This is a genomic window from Rhizobium sp. P32RR-XVIII, from assembly GCF_012641395.1.
GTDB lineage: Bacteria > Pseudomonadota > Alphaproteobacteria > Rhizobiales > Rhizobiaceae > Rhizobium.
Window position 1 is genome coordinate 1 of record NZ_JABAIH010000035.1, and the last position, 23,249, is coordinate 23,249.

The 23,249-nt window shown below is 58.7% G+C and carries 25 protein-coding genes; 10 read left to right on the forward strand and 15 right to left on the reverse strand.

Annotation, left to right across the window (positions count from 1 at the left end; genetic code table 11):
- Nucleotides 1-173 precede the first annotated feature (173 nt).
- The 6 genes from HGP14_RS33560 to metG all read right to left on the reverse strand — a co-directional run bounded on the left by HGP14_RS33560 (nt 174) and on the right by metG (nt 6,583).
- Nucleotides 174-1,046, reverse strand: coding sequence for an arginase family protein (locus HGP14_RS33560; RefSeq protein ID WP_168834109.1), 873 nt, complete (start codon nt 1,044-1,046; stop codon nt 174-176).
- A gap of 46 nt (nt 1,047-1,092) precedes the next feature.
- Complete coding sequence (locus tag HGP14_RS33565; RefSeq protein WP_168834110.1) at nt 1,093-1,866, reverse strand: slipin family protein; 774 nt, start codon at nt 1,864-1,866, stop codon at nt 1,093-1,095.
- On the reverse strand, nt 1,863-3,239 hold the full coding sequence (locus HGP14_RS33570) for a nodulation protein NfeD (protein ID WP_168834131.1): 1,377 nt from the start codon (nt 3,237-3,239) through the stop codon (nt 1,863-1,865). Before HGP14_RS33570 ends, HGP14_RS33565 begins: the two co-directional genes overlap by 4 nt.
- A gap of 167 nt (nt 3,240-3,406) precedes the next feature.
- Nucleotides 3,407-4,237 (reverse strand): MBL fold metallo-hydrolase, encoded by an 831-nt coding sequence (locus HGP14_RS33575; RefSeq protein WP_168834111.1) that lies wholly within the window; start codon nt 4,235-4,237, stop codon nt 3,407-3,409.
- 3 nt (nt 4,238-4,240) lie between these two features.
- Nucleotides 4,241-5,023 carry a TatD family hydrolase gene (locus HGP14_RS33580; RefSeq protein WP_168834112.1) on the reverse strand — a complete coding sequence of 261 codons (783 nt, stop codon included), beginning with the start codon at nt 5,021-5,023 and terminating at the stop codon, nt 4,241-4,243.
- 9 nt (nt 5,024-5,032) lie between these two features.
- On the reverse strand, nt 5,033-6,583 hold the full coding sequence (gene metG, locus HGP14_RS33585) for a methionine--tRNA ligase (RefSeq protein ID WP_168834113.1): 1,551 nt from the start codon (nt 6,581-6,583) through the stop codon (nt 5,033-5,035).
- Between the two features lie 238 nt (nt 6,584-6,821).
- Between metG and HGP14_RS33590 the strand changes: the two genes are divergently transcribed.
- Nucleotides 6,822-7,622: a sulfite exporter TauE/SafE family protein gene (locus tag HGP14_RS33590; RefSeq protein WP_168834114.1), complete on the forward strand. Its 801-nt coding sequence runs from the start codon at nt 6,822-6,824 to the stop codon at nt 7,620-7,622.
- On the opposite strand, the gene HGP14_RS33595 is transcribed toward HGP14_RS33590, so the two are convergent.
- From HGP14_RS33595 to HGP14_RS33610, 4 genes are all read right to left on the reverse strand, one after another.
- The gene (locus tag HGP14_RS33595; protein ID WP_168834115.1) at nt 7,623-8,648 is read right to left on the reverse strand and encodes a DNA polymerase III subunit delta'; all 1,026 of its coding nucleotides are present in this window, start codon (nt 8,646-8,648) and stop codon (nt 7,623-7,625) included.
- On the reverse strand, nt 8,641-9,324 hold the full coding sequence (gene tmk, locus HGP14_RS33600) for a dTMP kinase (protein WP_168834116.1): 684 nt from the start codon (nt 9,322-9,324) through the stop codon (nt 8,641-8,643). The genes HGP14_RS33595 and tmk overlap by 8 nt, the downstream gene beginning before the upstream one ends.
- A gap of 123 nt (nt 9,325-9,447) precedes the next feature.
- Nucleotides 9,448-10,641 carry a D-alanyl-D-alanine carboxypeptidase family protein gene (locus HGP14_RS33605; protein WP_168834117.1) on the reverse strand — a complete coding sequence of 398 codons (1,194 nt, stop codon included), beginning with the start codon at nt 10,639-10,641 and terminating at the stop codon, nt 9,448-9,450.
- A gap of 72 nt (nt 10,642-10,713) precedes the next feature.
- The gene (locus tag HGP14_RS33610; protein ID WP_168834118.1) at nt 10,714-11,826 is read right to left on the reverse strand and encodes a septal ring lytic transglycosylase RlpA family protein; all 1,113 of its coding nucleotides are present in this window, start codon (nt 11,824-11,826) and stop codon (nt 10,714-10,716) included.
- 560 nt (nt 11,827-12,386) lie between these two features.
- On the opposite strand from HGP14_RS33610, the gene HGP14_RS33615 reads away from it, so the two are divergent.
- From HGP14_RS33615 to HGP14_RS36385, 6 genes are all read left to right on the forward strand, one after another.
- Nucleotides 12,387-12,545 (forward strand): hypothetical protein, encoded by a 159-nt coding sequence (locus HGP14_RS33615; protein ID WP_168834119.1) that lies wholly within the window; start codon nt 12,387-12,389, stop codon nt 12,543-12,545.
- A complete protein-coding gene (locus HGP14_RS33620) occupies nt 12,542-12,766 on the forward strand; it encodes a hypothetical protein (RefSeq protein WP_168834120.1) in 225 nt (74 codons plus the stop codon). The genes HGP14_RS33615 and HGP14_RS33620 overlap by 4 nt, the downstream gene beginning before the upstream one ends.
- Before the next feature lie 1,022 nt (nt 12,767-13,788).
- Nucleotides 13,789-15,315 carry a tyrosine-type recombinase/integrase gene (locus HGP14_RS33625; RefSeq protein ID WP_168834121.1) on the forward strand — a complete coding sequence of 509 codons (1,527 nt, stop codon included), beginning with the start codon at nt 13,789-13,791 and terminating at the stop codon, nt 15,313-15,315.
- Nucleotides 15,316-15,520: 205 nt separating this feature from the next.
- Nucleotides 15,521-15,904 (forward strand): thermonuclease family protein, encoded by a 384-nt coding sequence (locus HGP14_RS33630; protein ID WP_168834122.1) that lies wholly within the window; start codon nt 15,521-15,523, stop codon nt 15,902-15,904.
- Nucleotide 15,905: 1 nt separating this feature from the next.
- Nucleotides 15,906-16,178, forward strand: coding sequence for a hypothetical protein (locus HGP14_RS33635; RefSeq protein ID WP_168834123.1), 273 nt, complete (start codon nt 15,906-15,908; stop codon nt 16,176-16,178).
- A gap of 135 nt (nt 16,179-16,313) precedes the next feature.
- Nucleotides 16,314-16,442, forward strand: coding sequence for a hypothetical protein (locus HGP14_RS36385; protein ID WP_281408155.1), 129 nt, complete (start codon nt 16,314-16,316; stop codon nt 16,440-16,442).
- 697 nt (nt 16,443-17,139) lie between these two features.
- Here HGP14_RS36385 and HGP14_RS33640 read toward each other — a convergent pair.
- From HGP14_RS33640 to HGP14_RS33650, 3 genes are all read right to left on the reverse strand, one after another.
- Nucleotides 17,140-17,571 (reverse strand): hypothetical protein, encoded by a 432-nt coding sequence (locus HGP14_RS33640; protein ID WP_168828351.1) that lies wholly within the window; start codon nt 17,569-17,571, stop codon nt 17,140-17,142.
- Nucleotides 17,572-17,727: 156 nt separating this feature from the next.
- The gene (locus tag HGP14_RS33645) at nt 17,728-18,144 is read right to left on the reverse strand and encodes a hypothetical protein (RefSeq protein ID WP_168834124.1); all 417 of its coding nucleotides are present in this window, start codon (nt 18,142-18,144) and stop codon (nt 17,728-17,730) included.
- Nucleotides 18,144-19,016, reverse strand: coding sequence for a glycoside hydrolase family 108 protein (locus HGP14_RS33650; protein ID WP_168834125.1), 873 nt, complete (start codon nt 19,014-19,016; stop codon nt 18,144-18,146). The genes HGP14_RS33645 and HGP14_RS33650 overlap by 1 nt, the downstream gene beginning before the upstream one ends.
- A 717-nt stretch (nt 19,017-19,733) precedes the next feature.
- Between HGP14_RS33650 and HGP14_RS33655 the strand changes: the two genes are divergently transcribed.
- The 3 genes from HGP14_RS33655 (at nt 19,734) to HGP14_RS33665 (ending at nt 21,835) form a co-directional block, all read left to right on the forward strand.
- Nucleotides 19,734-19,985: a hypothetical protein gene (locus tag HGP14_RS33655; RefSeq protein WP_168834126.1), complete on the forward strand. Its 252-nt coding sequence runs from the start codon at nt 19,734-19,736 to the stop codon at nt 19,983-19,985.
- A 179-nt stretch (nt 19,986-20,164) separates the two neighbouring features.
- Nucleotides 20,165-20,353, forward strand: coding sequence for a hypothetical protein (locus HGP14_RS33660; RefSeq protein ID WP_168834127.1), 189 nt, complete (start codon nt 20,165-20,167; stop codon nt 20,351-20,353).
- Nucleotides 20,354-20,605: 252 nt separating this feature from the next.
- Nucleotides 20,606-21,835, forward strand: a complete 1,230-nt coding sequence (locus HGP14_RS33665) for a methyltransferase domain-containing protein (protein WP_168834128.1) — start codon at nt 20,606-20,608, stop codon at nt 21,833-21,835.
- Here HGP14_RS33665 and HGP14_RS33670 read toward each other — a convergent pair.
- Together HGP14_RS33670 and HGP14_RS33675 are read right to left on the reverse strand one after the other, a co-directional pair.
- Complete coding sequence (locus tag HGP14_RS33670; protein WP_168834129.1) at nt 21,832-22,248, reverse strand: hypothetical protein; 417 nt, start codon at nt 22,246-22,248, stop codon at nt 21,832-21,834. The genes HGP14_RS33665 and HGP14_RS33670 overlap by 4 nt on opposite strands.
- A 9-nt stretch (nt 22,249-22,257) precedes the next feature.
- Nucleotides 22,258-23,249 (reverse strand): hypothetical protein (locus HGP14_RS33675; protein WP_205927445.1); only part of this gene is annotated, 992 nt, incomplete at its 5' end.

Genomic DNA, 23,249 nt, shown 5'->3' on the forward strand with positions numbered 1-23,249 from the left:
GCCACCAGCTGATGTAGGCGTCGTCGGTCGGCGAGAGCAAGCTGCGTATAGCATCGGGACATGCCAAAATCTCCAAAGTGAAGCCATTGAAATCATTGGCATGTCGCACTTGGAAATAGAATGTACCGTTGGCGATATCAAGATCACATAAGATAGATTATGGAACTAAAAGCTTAAACTTGTACCAGAGGCAGCTGTGCCAGAAGCTTTTGGGTTTGCAGAGCATCCCACGAAATATACTCGGTGATCGCCAGCCCCACGATATCACAGACTTCGCCCACGTCTTGCAGGAGCCGGACAACATGCGCAGGCTCGAGACGGCCGCGCGGAACACCTGCCAGAAAGCTGTCTTCCTGCTCCGGCTTGTTGAACAGGATCGGTCTGAAGCTGCGTGGGCTGATGGCGTCCACATCGAGATGCACTGCCATGTGAGTAATGCCTTCGGCCTCGATCCATTCCAGGATCGAAGCCGAGTTACCGGCCAGCTCCTTCGAACTTGTCCGCCGTAGGCCCAGCCTGCTTAGCACCTCGTTTTCGGCCGGAGACCATTCATCCAGTCCGGCATACATGACCTTGGCGAGCTGGATCGGGCTATCGACCTCCCGCACGAAATCCGCGTCACCCTCGCCAAGCAGCATGCCAAGCACTTGGGCGTGACCGTGATGGAAGTCTTTCGGCGTCTGCACGTCAGGGTGTGCATCGATCCAGAGAACGCCGACCTTCCCGCCATATCGCTTGTTCAGATAGGCGATGGGCGCGAGATCAACCAAACAATCGCCGCCTATGGTCAGCACCTTGTCGGGCCGATGCTTCTCGATGGCCGCGCGGGCGGCGCGGGCCTGCTCCAGCAGGGCATTTTTGGCGAGAATGCCATCCTCGATTTTAAGGGCGGCTAGATCGTGCGGCGCAGGCACCGGCACGGTTTCACTTGGACCTTGCGTCGGAGGAAGCAGCCACGAAAGCAGTTGAGAGCTTAAGTGATACTCCGCCAGATTGCCGCCCTGCCATTGGGGCATATGAAGCCGAAGCGTTGTGACCAACGTCATTCCTCCTAACTCTGATAGGCGCATTATGGAACAAATGTCATGCCCATCATTCCGTCCCTCTATCGGTTTTGCCCGGAAACAGATTGGCTAAGTCGATTGGGAACGGAAATACGATCGTCGAACTGTTCTCGCCGGCGATGACATTCAGCGTGCTCAGATAACGTAGCTGCATGGCCTGCGGTTGCCGCGCCAGAATTTCGGCGGCTTCCAGCAGCTTGGCCGCGGCCTGCTGCTCGCCTTCGGCATTGATGACTTTGGCGCGCCGCTCGCGCTCGGCTTCCGCCTGGCGGGCGATGGCGCGGATCATGGATTCGTTGATGTCGACATGCTTGATCTCGACATTGGCGACCTTGATGCCCCAGGCGTCGGTCTGCGTGTCGAGAATTTCCTGGATGTCGTGGTTGAGCTTATCGCGTTCTGCCAGCATCTCATCAAGGTCGTGCTTTCCGAGGACCGAGCGCAGCGTCGTCTGAGCGAGCTGGCTCGTGGCCATCATGAAATCCGCGACCTGGATGGTTGCCTTTTCCGGATCGATGACACGGAAATAAATCACTGCGCTGACGCGAACCGAGACGTTGTCGTGCGAGATGACATCCTGGCTGGGAACATCGAGGACACGCGTTCGCAGGTCGACCCGTACCATTTGCTGCGCATACGGAATGAGCAGAAACAGCCCCGGCCCTTTGATGCCGGTGAAGCGGCCAAGGGTGAAAACAACGCCACGCTCGTACTCCCGCAGGATCTTGATGGCGGCGGCGACAATGATGAGAAGTACGACAATGATGACGAGATAAAACGCCAGATCTGCGAACATGCTCATGACTTTTCCTCCAAAGCCGGCTGCGGACCGGGTTTGACCTCGAGCGTCAGCCCGTTGCGGCCGGTGACCTTGACCCAGTTGCCGCCGACCAGCGGATCGACGGAGACCGCTTTCCAGCGCTCGCCATGCACGATCACGTAACCGCTTGTGCCCGTCCAACTGTCAACCTTGGCTGGAAGGCCGATCATCTGTTCCGCACCGGTGACGACCGCTCGCCAGCGCGAGGTCAATGCGAGACGCGCGACCACAAGACTGAAGCCCAGGCTAGCGATGCCGATCCCGCCCAACATGGGCCAGGAGACTTCCAGGCCCGGTATATCGACGTCGAACAGCATGGCCGCACCCAGCACCAATGCCAGGCCACCGATGCCGCCGAGAATGCCGAAGGAGGGCGAGTGCGCCTCCGCGACCGTCAGGCCCGCACCGAGGACGAGCAACCCTACCCCGGCATAGCTGACTGGCAGCAAAGCCAGCGCATAAAGCCCGAGCAGCAGGCTGATGCCGCCGACCGTTCCGGGAACGAGTGTGCCCGGCGTCAGAAATTCGAGGATCAGGCCGTAGATGCCGATCATCATCAGGATCAGCGCGATATTCGGATCTGTGATCACTGAGAGAAATCGGGTACGCCAATCCGGCTCGATCTCCTCGATGGCAAGGCCAGCAGTGTCCAGCCTGACATCCGTCTGGGCTGTCCGGACGAGACGCCCATTTGCCTGTGCCAGGAGATCGGTGATGCTGCTGGCCGTAAAATCTATGACGCTTTCGCGCGCAGCCGCAGGCGACGAAAGGCTCGCAGCTTCGCGAACCGCGCGCTCGGCCCAATCGGCATTGCGGTGACGGAGTTCCGCCAGCCCGCGGATATAGGCCACCGCATCGTTGACCGCCTTCGCCTCGCCCGCGTCGCGGGGCGCTGGAGGCGCCTTGCCGTCTTTCTCGTTGGTGTCGCTCGGGCTACGGGGGGTGTTATCGGGTGGCGGCCCGCCGAGCGAGATTGGTGTCGCCGCGCCGAGATTGGTCCCCGGCGCCATTGCCGCGATGTGGCTGGCGTAAAGAATGTATGTACCGGCGCTGGCGGCACGCGCCCCGCTGGGCGCCACGAACCCTGCGACCGGCACGGACGAGGCAAGGATCGCGCGGATGATGTCTCTCATCGACGTGTCGAGGCCGCCCGGCGTGTCCATCTGCAGGATGATCAGGCTCACGTTGCGGTCGTTGGCCCGTTGGATGCCGCGTTTGACATAGTCGGCGACCGCCGGGCCGATCGCGCCGTTTATTCTCAGGAGCACGGCCACGCGTTCCGCTCCGGTTGCCGGGTAGCCCGATAAGATGATGGCCGATAGCAGACCGAATACGAGCGCGAGGATTGGCGACACCTGCCGCCAAAGCGCGGAACGCAAGGCCATCGTTCGACAAGCACTCATACCGGGAAATATATGTCGAAACTGCCAAACGGTAAGGTAGTGCAATTGGGGGAGGCGGCCGACTGGCACGAGCGGCATCCGATGCGCCCTCGCCCCGCGACACGGCGGTCGCTAACCCTCTAGAAATCGCTAAGTTCGTCCAGTTCGATCTCGAACTGCATCTGATCATAAGCCGGTACGACGTTCTCCGGCGTCTCGGCCATCACAGTGTCGTAGTCCAGCGGCGTGTGCATATGCGTCAGGATGGCCCGCTTCGGCTTCAGCCGCCCGATCCAGTCAAGCGATTGCTCCAGGGACAGATGGCTCGGGTGATAACGGTATTGCAGTGCATCGATGACAAGAACGTCGAGATCGTGAAGCTTTGCTACCGTTTCGGGCGGAAAGTCGCTGATATCGCTGCAATAAGCGACGGCACCGATCTTGAAGCCAAGCGAATGGATATCGCCGTGCTGCTGCAGATGCGGCTTGAACGAAATCGCCCCGCCGGCGCCTGTGATTGAAATCGGCTTATTGATGTCTTCGATCAGGATCGGCTCGACGATCGGCGGATAATTGCTGTCGGGCGGAGTTTCGATGCAGTAGCTGAAGCCCTGGCGAATGCGTTCCATCGTGAACGGATTGGCATAGATCGGCACGCGCTGCTGAGCGTTGTGAAAGAAGCCGCGCAGATCGTCGATGCCGTGGATATGGTCGGCATGCGGATGCGTATAGAGCACGGCATCGACGTGCTGCACCTTGGCGGCGATCATCTGCTCGCGGAAATCCGGTCCGGTATCGATGACGACGGTCGTGACGCCGCCGTTGTCGTCGTACTGCTGCACGAGGAAGGCTGCACGCGTGCGCCGGTTCTTCGGGTTGGCGGGATCGCAGGCACCCCAATCGCCGGTAATGCGCGGCACGCCAGGCGACGACGCGCAGCCGAGAATGGTGAAGCGCCGCCGGTATCCCACGCGCTAGACCCTCGGCATTTTCGAGAAGAGCCGGAACGCGTTGTCGGTCGTAATACGTGCGATGTCGGCATAGCTGAGATCGAGCGTCTCGGCGAGTACCTCGGCCGTATTCACGACATAGGACGGCTCATTGCGCTTGCCGCGCCAGCGCTTCGGGGCAAGGTAAGGCGCATCGGTTTCGACCAGCAGACGGTCATGTGGGATCGTCTTGGCGATCGCCCGAAGCTCCTCCGATTTCGGGAAGGTGAGGATGCCGGAGAAGGAGATGTAACCGCCGAGTTCGACACCGGTACGGGCGAGCTCCGGACCGGCGGAGAAGCAATGGAGAATGAAGGGGAAGGCCCCCTTCCCTGTTTCCTCGGTCAGGATCGCCGCCATATCCTCGTCGGCGCTGCGGCTATGGATCACCAGCGGCAGCTGCGTTTCCCGCGCGGCGGCAATATGCCGGCGAAAGCCGGTTTTCTGGTCTTCCGGTTTCTGCGTGTCGTAAAAATAATCGAGCCCCGCCTCGCCTATTGCGACAACTTTTTCGCGGGCGTTAGCGAGGCGTACGAGATCCCCGGTCTGAATGTCGAGCTCCTCGTCCGCATTGTTCGGATGCGTCCCGACGGAGCAAAAGACCGAGGGATACTTTTCCGTAATCGCAAGCAGCGTTTCGAGCTTTCGCACGCGTGTCGAGATCGTCACCATCTGCTTTACGCCGGCCTGGTGCGCGCGCGAAATGATATCGTCGCGCTCTTCCTCGAAGTCGGCGAAATCCAGATGGCAATGCGTGTCGATCAGCATGGCAGACCCTTAAGCTTCCGGCGCCACATAGCGCGGGAACACAGGCTTCGGTGCTTCCAGCGGCGTCCCTGGTACGAGCCGCCCGGCTTCGCCCAACGCCGCAAAATCGCGCTTTTCCGCAGGCGCGGCAACGAGGTCGAGCAGCTTGCCCGACGATTCCGGCATGAACGGCTGCAGCAGGACCGCAATCTGGCGAACGACCTCTGCCGTAACGTAAAGCACGGTGCCCATACGCGCCGGATCGGTTTTCTTCAGCGCCCAAGGCTCCTGACCGGCGAAATAGCGGTCGGTTTCCGAAACCACCGCGATGATCGATGCCAGCGCCCTGTGAATCAGCTGCTTGTCCATGTCCTCGCGGGTCGAAGCGAGCAGCGCATCGGCTTGCGCCAGCATCGCCTTATCCTCGTCGGTGAGCGGTCCGCATTCCGGGATCTTGCCGTCGCAGTTCTTGACGATCATCGACAGGGAGCGGCTGGCGAGATTGCCGATACCGTTCGCAAGATCGGAGTTGATACGCGTGCCGATCGCCTCTTCGCTGTAGCTGCCGTCCTGGCCGAAGGACACCTCGCGCAGGAAGAAATAGCGCACCTGATCGAGGCCGAAGTGGTTCACCAGATTGACCGGGTCCACGACGTTGCCGAGTGACTTCGACATCTTCTCGCCCTTGTTGAGCAGGAAGCCATGCGCAAAAACCCGCTTCGGCAGTGGCAGCTTCGCCGACATCAGGAAAGCCGGCCAGTAGACCGCATGGAAGCGGATAATGTCCTTACCGATGACATGGATGTTGGTCGGCCAGTATTTCCCCCTCGGGCCCTTCGGATCATCCAGATAGCCGGTCGCGGTAATGTAATTCGTCAGCGCGTCGACCCACACATACATGACATGCGACGGATCGTTCGGCACCTTGATGCCCCAGTCGAAGGTCGTTCTCGAAATCGAGAGGTCCTTCAGCCCGGATTTGACGAAAGAGATCACCTCGTTGCGTCGCTCGGCGGGACCGATGAACTCGGGGTTCTCCTCATAGTGCTTGAGGAGCTTTTCCTGGTATTCGGAAAGCTTGAAGAAATAGCTTTCCTCCTGCACCCATTCGACCGGCGTGCCCTGCGGTCCGTAGCGTACTCCGTCGGCGCGGAGTTCCGTCTCGTTTTCCTGGTAGTAGGCTTCGTCGCGCACGGAATACCAGCCGGCGTAGGAATCCTTGTAGATGTCGCCGTTCTCCGCCATCCGGTTCCAGATCTCTCTGGAAGCCTCGTGATGGCGCTCTTCGGTGGTGCGGATGAAGTCGTCGTTCGAGGCGTTCAGCAGCTTGGCCATCGCCTGGAACTCGCTGGAGTTGCGGTCTGCGAGCTCCTGAGCCGTGATGCCCTCCGCCCGCGCCGTCTGCTGCATCTTCTGGCCGTGTTCGTCGGTGCCCGTCAGAAAGAAGACATCGCGTCCATCGAGGCGCTGAAAGCGCGCCAAGGCGTCCGTCGCGATCAACTCGTAGGCATGGCCGATATGCGGCTTGCCGTTCGGGTAGGAAATCGCGGTCGTGATGTAGAAGGGCTTCTTGTCTGTCATGGCGGCCATCGTGTCGGGCTTACTCTCTAAAAATGTCAGCCGCTCTTAGCGCATGTCAGGAAGAAGAGAAACACTAAGTTTCGAAAGCGCCTGCGATTCGCCGGTTCGGCGAGGCTGTGAGCTTGACTCACTTTGTGCCGCATTCTACGCGTTGCGACATCGAAGAACGAGGCGCAGTCGACGTGAGATTTCCAGCAGCGCATTACAGCAGTCTCTCTGTCTACCAGAGGTCCGCTGCTTGACGTTTCTCGAAAGTTTTCAGCCTCTCTATTCGCTCTCGGGCTTTGTTGTCGGCGCGCTTGTCGGCATCACCGGTGTGGGTGGCGGATCACTGATGACCCCCCTGCTCGTTCTGCTTTTTGGCGTTCATCCCGCAACCGCGGTCGGCACGGACCTGCTCTACGCGGCCATCACCAAGACGGCAGGTACTGCCGTTCATGGCATGCATGGCCGCGTCAACTGGCGCGTTGTCGGCTCGTTGGGGGCAGGCAGCGTTCCGGCGGCGATTCTGATGCTCTGGCTGATGGCCGGTGTCGACCGCAAGAGCCTCGAAGTCACCCAGACGGTTACTGTGGCGCTGGGCTGGCTGCTTGTCATGACAGCCGTGTTGCTGATCTTCCGTCCGCAGGTTCTCGCCTTCGCTCGCCGCACGATCGGCGAGCGCGCGCCGCCGCGCCCAGCGACGATTGCCGCTCTCACCGTCGTTCTCGGACTGGCGCTCGGCATTCTCGTGACGCTGACATCAGTCGGCGCTGGTGCGCTCGGGGTAACGATCCTGCTGATCCTCTATCCCAAGCTCGACGTCCGCGAAATCGTCGGCTCCGATATCGTTCATGCGGTACCGCTGACGTTGATCGGCGGCGTAGGATATTGGTTCATCGGCGAAGTCGATTGGCTGATGCTGCTGGCGCTGCTGGTTGGCTCCATTCCGGGCATCATTGCCGGCAGTCTCGTGGCGCCGAAGCTGCACGAGCGCACCATCCGCATAGTCCTGGCGGTCACGCTGGCGATCGTCGCCTGGAAATTGCTTGCCGGCTGATCAGGGGCCTGGCTGCTTGATATCGCCGAGAATGCTGAGGATCGTCTGCTTGCGATCGAGGTTGTAGGCGTCGGAAACGGCAAGCCGCTCATTGATGTCGGATTGGAGCCGCGCCAGCCGCTCGGCGCCTGAAAGCTCGCCCGCCCGCGCAGAATCGCGCGCCCGTTTCATCAGGTCGTCCGTAACGTGACTTACGAAAAATTCGAAGATGGTGTCGCTGTCCTTTCCAGAGAGCGCGTCCGCCAAACGATGCATCGCTTTGCGGGCCGCTGGACCCTGAGCAGACAGCACTTCGTTATAGGCGGCGATGATTTCGCCTCCGCCGTAGTTCAGGAGCTTCAATGCTTCACCGACACTGCCCTTCGCCATCGAAAGCATCGCCGCATCGCTGCCAGTTGCACCAAGATTGGCGAGGGCCGCGCCCAATGCTTTGTTGTCGAGTGGCGCAAGCTTGAGCGGCAAGCACCGCGACCGGATCGTCGGCAAAAGCTTGCCCGGCGCGTGCGACAACACGAGAAAGAGCGCCCGTTTTGGCGGCTCCTCGAGGATTTTCAGGATGGCGTTTGCCGCATTGCGGTTCATATCGTCTGCCGGATCGATGATCACGATGCGCCAGTTGCCCGTTCCTGATGTTTGCGAGAAGAAGCGCCCAGCCCGCCGCACCTCGTCCACCGTAATCGCCTGCTTCACCTTGCCTGTCTTTTCGTCCACAGGACGTGAAAGATAGAGGAGGTTATGCGACGCCCCGGAGGCAATCTGGCGGCTCACAGCAGACGCAGGATCAGGATCTCCGACCACCTCCGGCGCTGTTGCCGGATCGGGATTCGACAGAACGTAATTCGCGAAGCGGAACGCGAGCGTCGCCTTGCCAATTCCCTCCGGCCCCTCGATCAGGACCGCATGGTGGCCTTTGCCCGACCGATAGGATTGGGAAAGAAAGGCCTGCGCTTCGTCGTGCCCGAAGAGTTTTGTGTTTTCGGCTGGCGAGATTGCGCCCTCCAGAAGCCCCGGCCGCTCGTCACTCATTCGCAGCTTCCGGCATTCTGTCGGTGAGTACAGGCGCGAGACGGCGATCGACGATCGCGAGAATCTCTGCGGCTATCGCCTCTTCGCTCTGCGTAGCGTTGATGACGTGGCACCGCTCTGGTTCACGGGCGGCGATATCGAGATAGGCTTCGCGGCGCTTTTCGTGTGTCTCAAGTTCTTCCTTCTCGAACCGATCCGGTCCATCCGCTGTCGCTGCACCGCGCTTTTTGGCACGCTCCAGGCCGAGCCGTGCCGGAATGTCGAGGATCAACGTGCAGTCCGGCACGACCCCGTCGACAGCGATCCGCTGCAGTGTCTCGATGAAATCCGCCTCGAGATTGCCTGTGACGCCCTGATAGACACGCGATGAATCCATGAACCGGTCGCAAAGCACGATCTTGCCTTGACGAAGTGCGGGGCGGATGACCTCCTCGACGTGATCGTTGCGGGCTGCGGCAAAGAGAATGGCTTCCATGCGCGTCCCGAAAGCTTCGGCTGCCCCCGATAGCAGGACGTGGCGCACGGCTTCGGCGCCGGGTGAGCCGCCGGGCTCCCGCGTCAGCAGAACGTCGAGCCCCCGCGCCCTCAACGCTTCCGCAAGGCGGCGGATCTGCGTGGATTTTCCCGCGCCCTCCCCGCCCTCAAACGTAACGAACAATCCCGTACCGGATGACAATGACACATTCCTGCATTCTGGCGCCGGCGGCGCCGCGCGCTTTTCTTATCTATCGAAAGACAGGGCCAAGCGAAACCGTCCGAGTGACCTCCATGCGTTCTCTGCAATCCGCCGTATGGCGGATCAGGTCGGTTCTGCCCTGTCCCAGAGCCAGGAAAATAACAATGATTCACCAAGCTCCAGCAACGCATCGACAGCACGGCTTCTGAGCGATCCCACCCCGACGCTCTGCGCAGTGTAAAGCGGTACCTCGCGCAAAACGCGGCCACCTGCCGCGATAACCAAAGTCCCGGCTTCCGTATCGGCATCAACGGGAGCCGTCAACGGCCACCGGTAGATGATCCGGGCGGATAGCCGCTCAGGGTTGCTCAATGGAATGTAGACGCTGACGGGACCCTTCGCGACGAGATCCACGGTCCGGCTCGTGCCGCCATAGACGCTGGCGGCGCCAATAGCCTCCTTGTCGGCAAAAAGCTGGCGGCTTTCGAAGGCCGTGAGGCCCCATTCCAGAACGCGTCTGGCTTCTTCGGTCCGTTCCTTGTCGGATGGCATGCCACCGAGCGTCAGGAAAAGCCGCTTTCCGTCGCGCTCCACCGACGCCACGAGCGAATATCCTTCGCCTTCTGCAAAGCCGGTTGCCAATCCGTCGGCGCCAAGCCCCAAGTCAAGCAAGGGGTTGCGGTTACGCTGGAATATCTTGTTCCATTCGAAATCCGGCTGCGCGAAATAATGATAGTACTCGGGATACGACTGCTGCAGATCCATCGCGAGCGTCACGAGGTCACGCGCCGATACCTTGCTTCTGCCGTCCGGCAGGCCGGTGGAGTTTCCGAAGATCGTTTTTTCCATTCCGAGCGTTTGCGCCCGCCGGGTCATCGCTGCCGCGAAATTACCTTCGGTGCCGCTCATGCCCTCCGCAAGAATGATGCAAGCGTCGTTGGCGCCCTGGATCGCAACGCCCTTGACCAGGTCTTCGACGCGAATGCGCGATTTCAGCGCCGCAAACATCGTAGCCGTCCGCGAGGGCGCACCCCCCGTCCGCCAGGCATATTCAGAAACCGGATAGTCGGTGTCGAGCGTGATCTCGCCGTTCTTCAACGAGCCGAAGACAAGGTCCATCGTCATCAGCTTTGCGAGCGAGGCGGGCGAAAAAGTCTGATCCTCGTTCTTTGCAAGCAGCACCGTCCCCGTCGAAGCCTCGACCATATAGGCCTGTGCGGCTTTCGTGACAAAACCCGCGGGCGCGGGTTCGGCGGCGTAAGATGGCGAAGCGAAGGATAGAAGGCATGCGCAGAGGCGAAGCAGGCGCTTCAACATCGGAGCTCCATTGGACAGAAGTTTCGACTCCAAACGTTAGAGACAGTGCGCGCCGGGCGCAATCGCTTCCGTTCAGCGTGCGCCCTCTTTTGCCTGCTGGCGCTTGTAGGAGGCTCGAATTGAATTCTGCGTCAGCCCATCATTGCGAACCATGACGGCGTCGAAGGCAAGTTCGACGGGCACTGTCTTCACAACCTCATCCTGGTAGCCCAAGGCGAGCGAGCCGCCCTGCCCGGCTCCGTAAGGACGCTCATAAGGAATAGGTCCGATTTCCGGCAGCACGACCATCTGCCCGAAAGCCTGCGCGGCACTGGCGAAAGCCGGAGCCTGCCCGGGATTGGCGAAGGCGGGAGCCGGCCTCGGCACCGGCGCTGCATTGTAGGGCGCGCTCGGCGTTGCGCCGCCATAGGCCGTCGCGGAGAAAGGCACAGGGACGTTCGACGGATCGACCGTCAATGTCCCAAGGCTCTGGAGCTGGTCGCCGGTGATCTTCTTGCTGTTGGATGCAACCATCACGCCCGTTGCAATCTGGCCTTCCGGATTGACGGCCGGAATCCGGCTGCCCTTCGGTATGTAGGATGCCATCAGGTAAGGCATGTCATGCCCATCCATGCGCGCCTTGCCGACATATTGCACGCGCACCTTACCAGTACCGCTATGCTGCAGGTCGAGCATATCCGCCGTCTTGTTGGAAAGATCGATGATGCGGCCCTCGTGATAGGGGCCACGGTCATTGACGCGAACGACGACCGAGGAGCCGTTTTCGAGGTTCGTCACGCGCGCGTAGCTCGGCAACGGGAAGGTCGGATGCGCGGCGGACAGATGCATCTGATCGTAGACTTCACCATTTGCCGTCAGGCGGCCATGGAAGGCCGAGCCGTACCAGGACGCCACACCGACCTTGCTATAGCTGAAGTCTTCCTTGGGGTAATACCACTTGCCCCTGACCTCATAGGGATTGCCGACCATGTAGCGGCCGCCGCCCTTGGGTATGTTGTCACCGGTGGCAACACGCGGACTGGCCTTAACGCCGTATTCCTTTTCGGAGAAATATTCCTTGCCATGGGCCCGCTTCTTCGGCACCTGCGATGTCGTGCCGCACGCCGTGACGGCTGCGCACATGAGCGTCAATGCAAGCCACCGCGTACCCGTTGCGAAAGACGCCGCCCCGTATCTCAGTCTCATATGCCCCACGCCGCTCAAATCATTATGGTGAAGGAATTACCCGAAATGGACCAGTCACGCCTATCCCCATCCACCTAACGAGACTTTAATTCTGTGGTTTCGGCGTTGAATTTGCGGATGTTTTCGGCGGAATGCGAACAATTTTAATGGTTATAGTTAACGAGTTGCTAATGCGCTGCTTGTGACCGCCGCCGTTGCTGGTCCTCAAACCAAGATTTTTCCATCCGACCCTTGCATTGGCCACGACCTTTGCGCCATAAGGCGCGCAAGGAAGAGTGTCCGAGTGGTTTAAGGAACCGGTCTTGAAATTCGGTTTCTGCCGTGTCGGCCTGTACCTCGATATCCCTCGAAAGCCCTTGTACGTAAGGCCTTGTCGCGTCGCGCGGCTTCTTCCATCCCTAATAATCTTGCCTCGTGCTACGCAGTTGAGTTGCAAAAATCGTAGCAATCGGTTCACCGATCGTTCTCGCCCATTGACTCCGTTGCGGTCTCTGGCAGGTTGCGCGCGAACCGGAAGAGGCATTCTGTTCGGGCTTCGGTAGAGGCAACTCAGGGCAAAGATGAGCAACGCAAATCGAGTTAAGCTGCTGAAGGATTATAGACGCCTAGCGCAGTCGAAGATCAATCAGCTTCAGGGTAATCAGGAACTGCGTGAACGCTATCTTCAGCGGGTTGCCGAATTCGACGCTGAAATACGGGCGCTGGAGCATGAGCATTGAGCGAGACCGACACGCCCCAAAAGAATCGCCGCGACGAGCCGCTCACGTCCGAAGACCTCCGCATCTGCAACGACGTGCTGAAGGCACTCAGCCGCGAACACCGCATCGAGAAGGGCAAAGCGGCCGTCACGCGCCTGGCTGCGATCATCATCGAGCTCTACCGGCAGGGCGTGCGAGAGGCGGAGCAGCTGGCGATGCTGGCGGGAGCCACGCGCGAGTGATCGCGGAACCGCCTACTTCTCTCGCCAGTGACACGGCACTGCTTTTTAAGCCATTGGATTGCTGAAACGGGTGAAGAGGGTTTAACTTCGTCCGTGTCAATTGAAAATGTTATATTAAATGCACAGCATGTCGAAGATTGGGGCTCGTTTTGTGGCCCTTTTTGGGGCACAGAGAGCGGACTTTTTTCTGAACCCGATTATAGTAGCTAGCCTCCTACGCACGTTGCCATCCCGCTCCCTTGGTAAGGGTGAGGTCGGTGGTTCAATCCCACTCGGCAGCACCAGTTTTCTCTAGGAAAATAAGGCACTTAGCCTACTCCCTCCCAATGCACCCGGAACAAAAGTGCACCGCTGCGCAGGGTTTGGCACAGGTATGTGGCACAGATCTGGCACTGCTTGTTCTCTAGGTGTTCTCCCGCTATGTTGCGGATGCTTGCACTTGACCACGGATGTACTGGCATAGGCGACGGCGGAAAGTCGGGGAAACCGGCCTTTTGGTAAGCTGCGATCGCCCACACGCAGGAACGCAATACCGCCGCACAGGTTAGGGCACGGCATACCTCCGTCTAGCGGAGCCGCCCTAATGTATAATTTCGCAAGGTGCATTCGGCTGATAGGTTCTTTTCATCGCCTCATTATCCCCCCCATGAGGTGTAAGCAGCGCCCGGCGTTTTCCCCTCCCTCTTTCACCGGGTCAGCGGACCGCATTGACCGCCTCGGATTGGACGAGGCGGTCTTTTTTTGAGGATCGGAAGTTTGCCGACCCTCGGCGGCGGACCCCCCATAGGCGGTCTGTCTCTGGAACCTCCTGGCACTGCTGCCCTATCCCCACTCAGTACGCCCCCAGAAGGAACCGCAGACGCGCGTTAGGCGTTGTTCCTTAGCCTCCGTAGGCCGCGTAACTCGAGCCTATCTTGACTACTGCGTCCTCTGCCATTCTTCGCGCAGGGGATGTGGGGAAAAGTCATGAGCTTATTTTGTCGGGTCGGCTGATTTTGTCATGTCGGAGGACGGACACTGTTATGGAGGAAGATCTCCAAAGCATCGCGGACCGCTGGCTGCCTTGGCCCGGCAAGCATCACACGACGGGGAGGCGCGTTCTCCGCGAGCAATTTCAGTTTGCCCTTAACAAATTAATCTATTCTGGTTTCAGTCATATTGTTCACGGCACCACGGTCGTCACCATAGACACTGGCGCAAACGGGATGCTGCGCCAGGTTCGCGTCACAAAACACGGCACGCTTGTTGGTGCACTGGAATATTTTGCGGCGGTCGACGAGACCGGGGTGCAGCGCGGGGGGCATCCGCCCTCGTCCTACTTGCACAGTCTTGTCGCAGATCCAAACGCAGATGAAAGGCAGAAGCTTCGCATCGTCCGGCAACTCATAGCACAGCTTCCGGGCACCGTGAGGTTCGGCCTCACAGCCGGACCCCACGCCAAAGATATCGAAATCCTGAAGAAGGCATTCAATGGCGCCGGTTTCCGGACATGGCCGCAGACGACATTCGTTTATTCGCCCCCCACCGACGGTAGCGATTTAATCGCCTCGATGAAAGGCACCCGCATCAGGACCATGCTGCGTGCCGCCGAGAGGGACCTGGATGTCATCGAGATTTCGCCGGCCGAGTTCGTCAGTTTTTTCGTCAGCAATCTGGAATTGGCGGGGAAACGCAATTATTGTAGCCCAGCGCTCGACTATGCGCTCCTTACTGATGCCGTCAGACGTAATCCGCCGCAGGCGCGCCTGATTGCGGCGCGACGCAAGGCGACGGCGGAGGGAGCGCATCCAAACAGCATTGAAGCGGCCGTGGCCCTCACATGGGGTGGGGACGGGTTAGTCAAACTTTTTAGAATTACCTACAATCCGTGCGGTCATCAGCATGGAACAAAACTTCTGATCTTGGAGGGCGGCGTGACGGCGGCGCGCAACGGCATGGAGCTCGACACCGACGCTGCAACGGAAGGAGGCAGGGAGTTCTATCAGCGCTTCGGGAGCTTTACCGCGCATACGCGGCATGAATTCCTGCGCTATTCGATGCGCTGGTACATCCATCAGACGGCCGCCCGGGTCTCCGAAGCTGTCAACCTCCTTGGCGAGCACGTAGACCTCCAGCAGCGCGTTGCAGTGCTCGCGAAGACAAAGACCGATGAATGGTCTGTTCGCCATCTGATGGACGAACTGGTGGCAAGGATTGCCAGACTCGGCCTGAAGGGATGGCGAGCGCGTTTGCAGCTATACCGATCGCGCCTAGTTAACCGGCGCATGGCGAAGGTTTGCGAGCGTGCCGGCGTCTCGCGCCGCTCGACGCACTCTGCCGGCCGCCACTCCTTCGGGACCAATGCGATGAACGTCGAAGGTGCCGACATCAAAACAGCGATGGACGCCGGCGGATGGAAGTCTGCCAAGCTGTTCCTCGAGACTTACGTCCACAGCAAGGAAGCCGGCCCATCGCTTGCCGAAAAGTTCGATAAGCAGTCCGGCAAAATTGGCACAATCGTGGCACAGCCTTCGGAACGGAAGAAGTATCGCTTTGGAAAGAAAGGCTGATTCCGCAATCGGCGACCTCGGCAATGAGTATCGGCTTCACATAGACAGCATCCCGCTTCTTCCCGCCGGTGTCGACCGCTTCATTCAGCATTGCAATTTTATTCGTCTGTGCCCTTGGCCGTCGTGGCGACCGCTTATGCGGCTGCGTCCGGAAGCATCAGCCGCTGAACTATAAGGGACTGCTGCCGCATGGAGGAGCACAACAGTGATCACCGAATTGCTCGTTTGCGCCTCGTTGGCCGCAGTCGACGGCGACACGGTCAAGTGCCTGCCGAGCGGCCAGAACATGCGATTGTTGGGGGAAGGTGTTCCATTCGTCTCGGGCATCGATACGCCGGAGATCGGATCGCACGCGAAGTGCATCAAGGAACGGAAGCTGGCGGTAATTGCCAAGGGAAGGCTGAAAGAGCTTTTGGCTGAAAAGGGATTGCGGGTCGAATGGAGCGGCGCGATCGACAAGACGCCGTCACACCGGCCGCTGGTGAATATCTACCGGGCGAATGGCCAGGAGATCGGCCAGATGCTATTGTGGGAAGGCTTTGCTCGAGAGTGGATCCTGGGGCATAGAAACGACTGGTGCGGAGAGTGATATGGAGAGCATGATAGAGCGCGTTGCTCGCGCCATCTACAAAACCGAGCCGTTTGAAGTCAGGTTGCGCGAGGAGAGGCCATGGGTTGATGTTCATGAAAGACAGAAGGTTGGGTTTCGGATTAAGGCACAGGCCGCAATCGAGGCCATGCGCGTTCCTACCCAGGAGATGCGTGTCGCGATGGGCTCAAAAATGGATTGGGTGAATGGGCATGCTGATTGGGAGGCGATATTCGGCGCCGCAATAGACACCGCCGTCAAGCAGCAAGAGTGAGGCGATGCCCGCCAAACGACAATACACCTCTCCTACCTGTCCCATATGCTGCCAGATCGACCCAAGCTCTTTGTGCTATCTCAGGTATGCGGGCGTCTCGATCATAGGCCGATGACGTGGGGAGAGGAAATCAGATTGAACCCGGAAGATCAGGGAGAACCGAGCGGGCCTGACTGGTGGATATGGCCGGTGATGGCGGTAGCTATGCTCGGGGCGATTGCCGGCGTCATCGCCAGTTTGGCGAGGCTGTTCGGCCTCATCTGAGCCAATTGCGATCGGTACGCTACCGCACCGGAACCTTGTGAATGCTTTCGATGTTCTAGCTGTTGGGATCGCGTGGCGTGGTTCGCTGATAGACCCTTCCTTTGCCCTCACTGGAAAGTCGCGCGATCCTTTCTTCGTCAAACTGCCCCGCTTCGGCGGGGCTTCCTTTTGTCCGTACGGTAGCGGACGGGAACGTCGCTGGTGCCGATTAGTTATCGATATGGCCGCGCGGCAGCCCTCCTGTTAAACGCCAGTGATAATTGACCCATCGTCCTGGTACCGCGCGGTCACCGTTTTCCCGAACGCCCTCGGGAGTGATCAATGAGCGATCCTGATCGATATTCTGGCAAGCCACCGAGGCGCACCTTGGGTGTGTGGATCCTGATAGCGCTCGCTGTCGCACTGGCTTTTCTACTTGCTTGGTTGTTCGGATGGTTGGGTCCGGGAGATTTGCCGGCACCCGACCGCATATCAGTACCGTCGAGCTGGCTGGTCGCCGGTTCCCTCTGTCACTCGCGGTTAGCATAATGCGAATTGATCATTGACGAGTAGCCTTTTCCGCCTACGTGACACTCGACGCTGATGCGCAAATCCACAGCGCCTTGCCACGGAAAGCGATCAGGTCCCAACCTATCCGCCACCGTGGTACACGACAGGGCTCGTCACTTTCGCAAGTTTGGGGCGTGCCCTGGTCGTACTAAGGCCGGACGATCGGCGTCCTGAACATGGTCTTGTTCGCTCGCTCCTGAGCATCATCGAGCTTACTGCTCAACACCTCGACGCGGGTCGCGACCTTGTTGATGCTCTCGATCGCGGTGTCGAGCTTGCCCCCAAGAGATTCCACGACGCGATCGACGCGGTCGTTCGCAGCCTCGATCCCTTTCTTGTTTTCCGCCGTCGCCTCAAGCGCTCTTGTCACCTGGAATGAAAGCGGTGGAATTTGCGACACCTGCTGCTGGGTGTCGTCGAGAACCTTCTGTGTCCGCTCTTGAGCACTTCGGATATCGGCGATGTCGCGGTTAAGACTGACCCATACCCCGCCGACGGCAAAGGCATTGGCCAATCCGGCGCCGATGATGGCGATGAAATGAACCGGATTAATCTTCGGCTTCTCGACTTCAATGTGCATGGTGTCTCCGTTCATTCCTGCGCGCCCTGCCCTTCAAATGCTCTATGCGTGCTTGACCGGCAAAAGCCGATCGACTATTTCGCCGCCGCCGTGCTCAGTAAGCTTTGAGGCGGCAACAGGAGGGCTCGGCCTAACGAGGAGGCCGGGCCCTTGCTCTCAACGCCGCCCCCTGATGGCGGATGCAATAGCGGTAATGCTCTGCCCTGCAACCTGCACCCCGAAGAATGAAAGCAGGATCGTCCCCTGCCATTCGTCGAACGGCGCCGGGTATTTCGGGATGCCCCAGCCAAGCACGAAACAGGTATCGAGGGTGACGAGCAGGAGATGCAAAGAGAAACACCCGGCGATGACGGCGGTGATCAGCCGCATCTCCCAAAACCCGGCCGTCGCCAGCCGGATCTCCTTTGCGTTCGCCTGGGCCTGAACTTGCGCCTTCAGCTGCTCGATCGCGGCGTCGGCAATCACCCGCTGCTCTTCATTCTGGGCGTCAAGCTTGGCCTGGTAGGCTTTCGTCAGCGCCCCGGCGAGGTCACCAGTCAGCCAGCCGAGAAGCCACTTCACGACAGGCAGCATCAGTGCGCCCCCTGCAGATCGAGAGCATCCTGTAGCTCGTCCTTCTTGCGCTTGGCGTACCAGCGATAGGCAAGGCCGCCGATCGTCAGTACGGCGCTGGCGATGATCAGTCCGGCAACTACCTTGCCGATGAACTCGCTGCTGGTGCTGAGCGGCGTCAATTGATCCTGGGCCTGCTGCAGCGTGCCGGCGAGCGTGCCGGAGCCAATGCCGCCGCCTGTCGTCGCATCGGCAACCGCCAGCACTGGAGCGGGCTTCGCATCGGAGATCAGCGCCTTGGCCTCGCCGCCGGCGACGTATTCGATCTCGGGGCCGACCGAGCCCGTTGCCCAGGCTTGACCGACAGCGCGCACGCTATTGACGCGGGCCGCCCAACCCTTGCCGAACGTCTTCCAGGTCTTCAGCGCCTTGAGAAAGGCCATACGGCGGTCGAGGATGCGCGCGATCAGGCTGTCGTTGTCGTTGACACCTCCGAGCGCGAGAAGCGTCCCCTGCCCGAGAATGCCATCAATCAGGCCCTGATAAAGTCCCATCGCCTGAAGCGCGCGCTGCAGCCATTTGACCGACTGCGCAACGCCGGAATGCACCGAACCATCGAAGACGACATAGGAGACACCAGGCGCCAGCTTGTCGCCCTTGATCTCGTCCCAGTACTTCTTGCGGTAGATGGCTTCCAGCTCGGAATTGCTGATATTCTTGACCGGCATGAGGGGCAAGCCATGCGAGCGGCGATACTCGTCATAGACACGCTGCGTCACGCCTTTCATCGTCGCGCCGCCGGGATCCTTCAGATTGTTGGAATAGCCGCCTTCGATGATCAGCACCTTGGCGAGAGAACGTGCGAATTCGTTTGCGGGGTCGATGACCTGCATTGGATTCTCCAGATTGTTGTCGAAAGGTTCAGGCAAGTTACGGGCGCGATAGGCACGCCCACTTGCAACAGTGACTTAGCGTGAACACAATGCCGGAACCCGATTCCCGCTTGTGCCCGATGATCATGAGGATCTTCGATTATGGTCTATGACTGGACTGGTGTGCGTACCCGGCGTATCCGCCGAATTAAGTTGGCATTGGCCTCGATCATTGCCCTGGCAATCATCTCTGCACCGGTTCTCGCCTTGACCTAAAGCTGTGTGTATCGACGTCGAACGCAGCATTGAATGTGCTGCGCCGGTGGCTGACCCGGCGCGGCATGGAGACCCGGTAAGGCCCCAGCCCTATGCCGGGTCTCCACCCTCAAGCACCGTCGCGAAGAACTTCGCACGATCCATGGGAGGCTCCAGATTTTGTTGGGGTTAGGCAGACGGTGTTCGTGAAGAGTGCCAAGTCATCCCAGTATCTTACGATGTCCGGCATATTGCGCCTGATATGGGAGGTAGACCTTCAGCGCCTAGTTGGTCGGCGCTTTCTCTCAATTATAAGATGCATGAATATTCTGGAATTTCTTCACAATCGCTTTGATTTTCATTACGCTGTTTTTCGGCCGCGAGGCGCAGACCGTGCTGGCGAAGGCCCGGCTGTCAAACTGGCGCAGCTTCACACTTCGCTAAACGTCTTGGAAAGAAAACGTCTAAACCAATGGTAGATTTATGGACGTGCAGATATTGATTAAGCGCGCTGCCGATGCGGGTGGCGTGCTAAACGTCACCTGTTACGAAAAGAACGATTTGGAGATTGTGAAAGAAGCCGAAAAGCAAGGCTTGCTCAAGATCGATCTTCGCGGATGGGACGATTTAGATCTTGCCGTCTTGACCAATAAAGGAAGACGGCAAGTCGGATTGCCGGAACGCTTCAACTTTTTAGAATGGCTTGTGAACGCCACGCGTAAGTTATTGACTTAGTTCCGACGTTGTTGATTTGCTGCGACCAGGCGCGCGAAAGCACACGGCGGAGGTCGGGGAATTGCATGGGGTGTCCTGTTGGTTATGGTCGCGTCACGCGGAGTCGCTGAGCGGCTAGACAGCCCTCGGGTAGAGGTGTTAATCTATCGCACCAATAAGTAGAGCGTGGGGGCGTCTGGATGGTTCGAATTTATAAACTAGTATTAGAAAATCAGAGTGCGATTGTAGCTGTAGGCCTAATTGTCGTTGCTTTGCTGGTTCATTTCGCGCTTGACATTGCTTTTGGCACTATCCTCTTCGTTGCCGCTGCTGTTGCCCTTCTTATGGGAGCGCGGGTCTATGATTTAGATCGCGACGAGGAAGCTTAATCTTTGGATCCACTAGACTGTGATGATGTTCCGGAGACGCGCCCGGTAGACCCGGCGCCGGGTCTCCGCCCCGCCGGAGCCGCGAAGCGCCGCGTAGAGGTTTGAGCGGTTCATTTGGGCGGGGGAGACGCGCATCGGCTAGGGCGCGCTTTGAGGGCGTCGGTGCGACGGTTCACAAGAATTTCTTCAAGGAAAGATTGTTTGAGTTTTGGCTCGCATGTATGACTGCGCGTCCATAGGAGAGGGTAGAGCATGGCAGTTTTGGTTTTGGGTCCGTCAAACGCGGGAAAATCGACATTTATTTCCTCGCAACCAGATGGCGAGAAAGCGGTTTTTGGATCTCAAATTTCGAGCAAGAGTGACGTTCCCGAAACCGGATACATCCACTACAATTTGCTGCACCATTCTGTGGCGATTGCTGTGGCAGGCGGCGACATACGCGAGTGGGACTTGCTCAGCGAGCAGATCCTTAACGATATTATCGCGTCGGGTTGCGTTAAAAACGCGATCGTTATAGTAGCCCCGATCGCAGAGCTGCTTAGTCGGGCGAGGAAGCGAGAACACTTCGAAATATCTACCGGCCAAATAAGCGGGTACGACCAGGGCCTTTGGTCAAAGATCATTTCCTCTGTAGACTTTTTCGCTCTCTATGAGCGAACGTTTGAGATGCTCGATCAACACGGAATTGCCTTTGAGGTGCTGTATTCGTCAAGCGAACTTGGCACCGACTCTCCGTCATTCCTCCCCAGTGATCGTACATTGGTTCACCACAACCTGCGCGGGGCATTCATCTCTACGCCGCTTGTTGACGACGTAGCGCGGGTGAATGAGATGCCAGGCATCGACTACCAAAAGCTGACCCTGCCGCGAGGTGTCACCTCTGTTAACCGCACCTATGGGCACGTTTCAGAAGGCAGGGTAAAAACATTCAACATTCTTCGTGACCGCACGCTGGCTGGTCGAAGTGTGCTGGACATCGGCTGCGCAACTGGCGACTTCCTGCTTCGCTATGAGCGGTACGGCGCCAGCGCGCTAATGGGCATTGAACTTAACCATATGCGATGGAGCGCCGCAGTGGCGGTCGCCAAACTGCTGCATAGCCGAGCGGAAATCAGGCTGGAAAATTTTCTCACGGCACCAATTTCGCAGAAGTATGATGACGTCCTGATTTTGAATGTGCTGCACCACGTTCCAGACTTTAAGACGTTTCTGGCGAAAGCTGTGGAAGCAACTGGCGATCGGCTGATTATTGAGTACCCCACTTTGGCGGATAATCTGTTCCAGAGATTGATGCCTGTAGAAGGTGACTTTGAGCAATTGCCGGTCGTTGGCGTTAGCTCTTACAAGGTTGACCAGACATTTGTTTTTACCGAAGCTGCGTTGAGCCGTCTTGTTGGCGATCTTGGCGACTTCACATACACAGCCCACGTGTCGCCAATTGCTGGACGCAAGCTACTTATTTTCAGTAGGACGCACACCTAGAGGAGAGCGGCGGCGCTCCAAAGGTCGTCAATCTGTTCGCCGGCCCAGCCGTAGAACCCTCCGATCATGGCGGAGACGGGATGTAAGCGCTTGAATACGGTTGCGCCGCTGATCAGCATTTGCGCCGGAAATCGCTGTTCCTCTGGTAGCTGATTGATCAGTGCCAGCATCGCCGAAGGGATCGTACCGGTTGCAACGGCCGCGAGCGCTTCCTGCTGCGTAATGACGGAGCGGTTGGCCAGTTCCTGAAAGAACTGCCGGTCGCTGATCTCTTCCGGGGTTGACTGCGACGGTTTTAGGAAAGCCGCAACGTCGGGGTGGTCGTCCGCAAGTTCTTCTTCTGCTATGCCGGGGCAATTGTAGGCGTAAACGCCGATTACAAGGCCACCGTTTCGCTCGACAAAAACAGTCATACTGCGCTCCTAAATATCGTTGTGCCATCCAAGCAAAGAAAAGATGTGCCCGACGATAGTCCCTGACGTGATGGTTACCAAGTAGTACAATTGACCAGATGCGTTTGTAGTGAACGTTCCATCAAAGACGTTTATGTTGATATCGGAATTGATTGACTGCTGAACCGATCGCGCTGCGCCGGAACCGCCATCTCCTAACTGCAGCCCGGCGTCAGAGGATGCGCCAACCTGCAATGAAGACCTAACAATTGGCCGGACTATTGCGCCTGATATGACAGTCAGGTTGTTGGCAGCGAATGCAGCCGTCGAATTTCTTATGGTTAGTGGCAAATCCAGCAGCACTCGTCTTCCTGTCTGCTTAAAGCCAAGAATGGTTCCTCCAGAGCGGAGTATGGGGCCGATGTACGCTTTCCTGTCGTAGTTCGCCGGCATCGTGGGGGATGTGGCAGAAACGTCGAAGCCGACATCGACAACACCGGTATCCGATCGCTGGATCAGCCAGGCGTGATATGTGGTGTCCGCGATGGCTGCTGCTGACATGCGGCCACCCTGATTGGTCCCGACAGCCCACGCAGCATCCAGGCGCTTTGTCAGGGCTGAGGCCAGCTTCAGCAAGAATGGCTCGGTGTCGTCGCTCGCGGCCTCACCAACTGCAATGTCAATGTCGTTGGTGGCGTCGGTCGCGTTGTTCGACAGCGTCAGGCCGTAGAGGTGTCCTCTACGCGCTCTCTTGCCGAATACGTCATCGACCGTTCCATCGGCATAAGTGACGGCACCTGTGGAGATGTTGATCGTCTTTGTTAGGCGATCGGCAGTGCCATCATACACGTAGTATTTCAGGAAACCTGCGGTTGCCGTCGATACCCATTCTGTTCCTGCCACGGCATAGGATGGCCGCGACGCTCCCGAGTTCGCACTCAGGAGCGCATCAAGGCTCTTGTCCATTCTGTCCGCCATGTCGTTCGGCGTGACCGGTCCCGAAAGCGGGACGCTCCATGTTG

Coding starts and splice junctions, on each gene's coding strand:
- HGP14_RS33560 (WP_168834109.1), bottom strand. CDS start 1,046: ATGACGTTGGTCACAACGCTTCGGCTTCATATGCCCCAATGGCAGGGC.
- HGP14_RS33565 (WP_168834110.1), bottom strand. CDS start 1,866: ATGAGCATGTTCGCAGATCTGGCGTTTTATCTCGTCATCATTGTCGTA.
- HGP14_RS33580 (WP_168834112.1), bottom strand. CDS start 5,023: ATGCTGATCGACACGCATTGCCATCTGGATTTCGCCGACTTCGAGGAA.
- metG (WP_168834113.1), bottom strand. CDS start 6,583: ATGACAGACAAGAAGCCCTTCTACATCACGACCGCGATTTCCTACCCG.
- HGP14_RS33595 (WP_168834115.1), bottom strand. CDS start 8,648: ATGAGTGACGAGCGGCCGGGGCTTCTGGAGGGCGCAATCTCGCCAGCC.
- HGP14_RS33605 (WP_168834117.1), bottom strand. CDS start 10,641: ATGTTGAAGCGCCTGCTTCGCCTCTGCGCATGCCTTCTATCCTTCGCT.
- HGP14_RS33610 (WP_168834118.1), bottom strand. CDS start 11,826: ATGAGACTGAGATACGGGGCGGCGTCTTTCGCAACGGGTACGCGGTGG.
- HGP14_RS33615 (WP_168834119.1), top strand. CDS start 12,387: ATGAGCAACGCAAATCGAGTTAAGCTGCTGAAGGATTATAGACGCCTA.
- HGP14_RS33625 (WP_168834121.1), top strand. CDS start 13,789: ATGGAGGAAGATCTCCAAAGCATCGCGGACCGCTGGCTGCCTTGGCCC.
- HGP14_RS33635 (WP_168834123.1), top strand. CDS start 15,906: ATGGAGAGCATGATAGAGCGCGTTGCTCGCGCCATCTACAAAACCGAG.
- HGP14_RS33640 (WP_168828351.1), bottom strand. CDS start 17,571: ATGCACATTGAAGTCGAGAAGCCGAAGATTAATCCGGTTCATTTCATC.
- HGP14_RS33645 (WP_168834124.1), bottom strand. CDS start 18,144: ATGCTGCCTGTCGTGAAGTGGCTTCTCGGCTGGCTGACTGGTGACCTC.
- HGP14_RS33650 (WP_168834125.1), bottom strand. CDS start 19,016: ATGCAGGTCATCGACCCCGCAAACGAATTCGCACGTTCTCTCGCCAAG.
- HGP14_RS33655 (WP_168834126.1), top strand. CDS start 19,734: ATGGACGTGCAGATATTGATTAAGCGCGCTGCCGATGCGGGTGGCGTG.
- HGP14_RS33660 (WP_168834127.1), top strand. CDS start 20,165: ATGGTTCGAATTTATAAACTAGTATTAGAAAATCAGAGTGCGATTGTA.
- HGP14_RS33665 (WP_168834128.1), top strand. CDS start 20,606: ATGGCAGTTTTGGTTTTGGGTCCGTCAAACGCGGGAAAATCGACATTT.
- HGP14_RS33670 (WP_168834129.1), bottom strand. CDS start 22,248: ATGACTGTTTTTGTCGAGCGAAACGGTGGCCTTGTAATCGGCGTTTAC.